This is a genomic window from Terriglobus sp. YAF25 (genome assembly GCF_052113305.1).
Lineage (GTDB): Bacteria > Acidobacteriota > Terriglobia > Terriglobales > Acidobacteriaceae > Terriglobus.
Window position 1 is genome coordinate 1 of sequence record NZ_JBFRCY010000561.1, and the last position, 3,151, is coordinate 3,151.

3 protein-coding genes are annotated in these 3,151 nt (G+C 60.2%); all 3 read right to left on the minus strand.

From position 1 onward, the window contains the following. Positions 1-1,076, minus strand: a 1,076-nt coding sequence (gene murG / locus AB4043_RS20070; RefSeq protein ID WP_442300887.1) for an undecaprenyldiphospho-muramoylpentapeptide beta-N-acetylglucosaminyltransferase, incomplete at its 3' end; no start/stop codon positions are given. 26 nt (positions 1,077-1,102) lie between these two features. Next, positions 1,103-2,194: a putative lipid II flippase FtsW gene (gene ftsW / locus AB4043_RS20075; RefSeq protein ID WP_442300886.1), complete on the minus strand. Its 1,092-nt coding sequence runs from the start codon at positions 2,192-2,194 to the stop codon at positions 1,103-1,105. 44 nt (positions 2,195-2,238) lie between these two features. Then, positions 2,239-3,151, minus strand: a 913-nt coding sequence (murD, locus tag AB4043_RS20080; protein WP_442307892.1) for a UDP-N-acetylmuramoyl-L-alanine--D-glutamate ligase, incomplete at its 5' end; no start/stop codon positions are given.

Here is a 3,151-nt window from a genome sequence, read left to right on the forward strand (position 1 = left end):
CCCTTTTTACCGTCCGCCAGTCCTCGTATCATCTCGACAATTCGTTCCAGAGCTCCCGGCCTCGCCAGCGATCGTGCCGCTGCACTCATCCTCTCTCGCCGTTCCCGATCGGTGAACAACCCCGCCAAAGCCTCCAGCAGGCTCTGCTCGGTGACATCCTTCTGCAGCAGCAACACAGCAGCACCGACATTTGCAAGCACCTCGGCGTTCTTCCGCTGGTGGTCGTCGGCCGCCCGCGGAAGCGGCACCAGGAGCGACGGCTTGCCCGCCGCGCACAATTCCGAAACCGTGCTCCCCGAACGAGCCAGGACGACGTCCGCTGCCGCGTACTGCTGCGGCATATCGTTCAGGAAAGCCTCCACGGCGATGCGTGTACCATCCGCTCCACTCGCCGTAAAAGCCTCCCGTGCCTTCTCCAGGTTTCGTGCTCCGGCCTGGTGCACGATGGTCAGCCCCGAAATCGTCTCAAGCAGACGCGCAGCGATCTTCGGAACGAACTCATTGAAGACTGCAGCTCCCTGGCTTCCAGCCGTCACCAGCAGCCGCGGGGGTGCCCCCTCCGGCTTCCGAGGAAGGTCAAAAATCTCCGGCCTGACGGGCACGCCGGTCACCGTTGCATTGCGGAAATAGTGCGTCGTCTGCTCATAGGCAACGGCCGCAGCGCTGACATACTTGCCCACCAGGCGGTTGGTCATGCCGGGCAAGGCGTTTGGCTCATAGGCCAGCGTGGGAACCCTCAGCAAGACCGCTGCGGCCATGGCCGGCCCGCTGGCATAGCCGCCGACACCCACCACGACATCCGGCCGGAAACTCCGGATGAGCCGAATGCAATGCAGCACACCGAGGGGAAGGTCCGTCAAGGTCTTCAGACGTGTCATCACGCTGACGTTCTTCAACTGGCCGGACTTTACCAGCTCCAGCGGGAAGCCAGCCTCCGGAATCAGCTTTGTTTCAAGCCCACGCTCGGTGCCGACAAAACGCACCTCGGCTCCAAACGCATCACGCAATTTACGTCCGATGGCGAGCGCCGGAACAACATGACCACCCGTGCCGCCACCGGCAATCAGTACTTTCATCTGATTCTTATATCCCTATATCGTTTCTAATCGGTCTCGCGCGAGATGTTCAGCAGCACACCCATACTGGCCAGGGTGATAAATACGCTTGTGCCTCCCGAGGAGATAAACGGCAGCGGGATGCCTTTGGTGGGCAGCAGCGCCAGCACCACGCTGATATTGAAGAAGGCCTGGATGATGATCGCGCAGGTAAGCCCAAACGCCAGGAACCGGGCAAACGGGTCGGTCGAGAGAAACGCTGTACGCAGTCCGCGATACCCGAGGACGACAAAGAGCGCGACCACGAATAGCGCCCCCAGCAGTCCCAGCTCCTCGCAGACATTGGCATAGATAAAGTCCGTGTGCGGCTCGGGGAGGTAGAACAGCTTCTGCCGGCCTTCCATCAGGCCAAGCCCATGGAAGCCGCCGGTGCCAACGGCAATCAGCGACTGCAGAATGTGGAATCCCGTTCCGCGTGGATCCTTCTCGGGATCCATATACGCCAGCATGCGGGCGCGGCGCCAGGCCACATGGAAGAGCATGAAGTACATCACCGGCGAAGCCAGCGCTGCTCCAATGGCGAAGTAGCGCATCTGCGCACCGGCGAGATACAGCATCAGCGCCAGCACCGCTGCACACACGAGCGCGGTGCCAAGATCGGGCTCCTTCAGGACGAGGGCGATCATCAGCAAGGGCGGGGTTGCCGCCCGCAGAATGGTCCCTTTCAGATCGTCCATGCAGTGCATGCGGTTCTGCAAAAACCACGCGAGAAACAACACCAGCACCGGTTTGGCGATCTCAGAGGGCTGAAGGGAGAACGGACCAATCTTGAACCAGCGATGCGTATTGTGCGAGTCGCGCATCGCGAAGACGCCGATCAACAGCAGCATCGTGATCGCGACCGACGGCAGAACAACCTTGGGGTTATTGAACTTGCGGTAGTCCACGCGCATCAGCACCAGCAGTGCGCCCAGGCCAAGCAAGGCCCACATCGCCTGCTTGCTGACGAAGGTATAAGGCGAGCCGTAACGCTCTTTGGCCATCACCGCCGAAGCGGAAAAGACCATCACCAGCCCGATAAGGACCAGCAGCACCACCACGAAGAACAACCATTTATCGACGCCGACGCGCTTTGCCATTTCCTGCCTTCATCCGAAGCGGGCAGGCTCGCCGTCGTGCCGGCCTACTCCGCCCAGCCGTTTACCGTCTCCTTGAAGACGCGGCCGCGGTGTTCGTAACTCTGGAACTGGTCGAAGCTCGCACATGCAGGCGCCAACAAGACGACTTCTCCTGGTTGGGCAGCTTCCTTTGCCTGCGCGAGTGCGTTTTCCAAAGTTCCCGCTGAAACTATGTTGACTACTTTGTTAAGGTGCGACTCGATCTTTTCCGCGGCTGAACCAATGGTGTAAACAGCGACAGCCCGGTCTTTCAGCAGGGGCACGAGCGCGCGGTAGTCCGAATCCTTGTCCTTGCCTCCGAGAATCAGGTGGATTCCCTTCGGARACGACTCCAGCGCCTTCACCGTCGCATCCACATTGGTGGCCTTCGAGTCGTTGTAGTAGTCCACACCGTTCACCTTGCGCACGAACTCCAGGCGGTGTTCTACCGCCTTGAAGCTGGCTACACCCGCACGGACCTGTTCTTTGGAGACGCCCGCAAGCCTGGCTGCAGTAATGGCTGCGAGGACGTTCTCAATATTGTGCGCGCCCTTGAGGGGGATCTCGCTGGTCGGCATGATTGGCTCCGGCCGATGGCCTTCCTTCTGTTTGAAGTAGATGCCGTCGCCGTGGACAAACGCTCCCTGCTTGATCTGACGCGAGGGCGAGAACCAATAAATACCAGCCTTGGTGTGCGATGCAGTCAACTGCGTGGGCACATCTTCGGCGTTCAATACAAGGAAGTCCGAGGGATCCTGCGCGATGGTGATGCGGTACTTTGCCGCGGCGTAGGCCTCAAAAGTGCCATGACGGTCCAGATGGTCGGGCGTGATGTTCAGGACCACGGCGATCTTCGGATGGAAACGGGTCACCGTCTCCAACTGGAAGCTCGAGACTTCCAACACCACCCAGTGCTTATGGGTGGAGACGCGGCGAAGG

What these genes read in the sequence shown, in the direction of transcription:
- ftsW (WP_442300886.1), bottom strand. Translation starts at nt 2,194, where the DNA reads ATGGCAAAGCGCGTCGGCGTCGATAAATGGTTGTTCTTCGTGGTGGTG.